This window comes from Achromobacter sp. Marseille-Q0513 (genome assembly GCF_018195695.1).
Lineage (GTDB): Bacteria > Pseudomonadota > Gammaproteobacteria > Burkholderiales > Burkholderiaceae_B > Achromobacter.
This window is the reverse complement of record NZ_JAGTJY010000068.1, coordinates 27,377-27,793: the sequence shown is the minus strand read 5'-3', so window position 1 is coordinate 27,793 and position 417 is coordinate 27,377. Positions and strand designations below refer to the sequence as shown.

Genomic DNA, 417 nt, shown 5'->3' with positions numbered 1-417 from the left:
AGCAGGGCCACGGCGATGACGGGATCGGTCAGCGTCATGCGGCCCAGCTTCTCGCGCAGCAGGCCGAGGATCTGCGCCGGCTGCCAGGCCGGTTGCGACAGCGCCAGTTCCAGCTCGGTGGGCGGGCGCGCGCGGCGGCCGCGCTCGTGTTCCAGGCTGAGTGTGATCTTGCGCACCGCCAGCTGGCTCGCGGCCAGCCAGCCGCCCAGCTGTTCGGCCAGCCGGCGGGCCACGGCCAGCACCGCGTCGGTGTGCTCCAGGTATTCCATCAGCTCGATGCGGCGGGCGCAGCGCGCCCGCCGCCCCCGCCCGCGCTTCGGGTTCGGCGCCCGGGCCGAGGCCGGGGCCCCCGCCCCCCCCCGGTCCGGCGCGCGGCGCCCCCGCCGGCCCGCGCCCGGGCGGGGGCGCCGGGGCCCC

1 pseudogene is annotated in these 417 nt (G+C 79.9%); it reads right to left on the bottom strand.

Annotated elements, in window-relative coordinates:
* Window positions 1-269: pseudogene (locus KDH83_RS32560) on the bottom strand (nucleotidyltransferase); the annotation flags it as partial.
* Window positions 270-417: the final 148 nt, after the last annotated feature.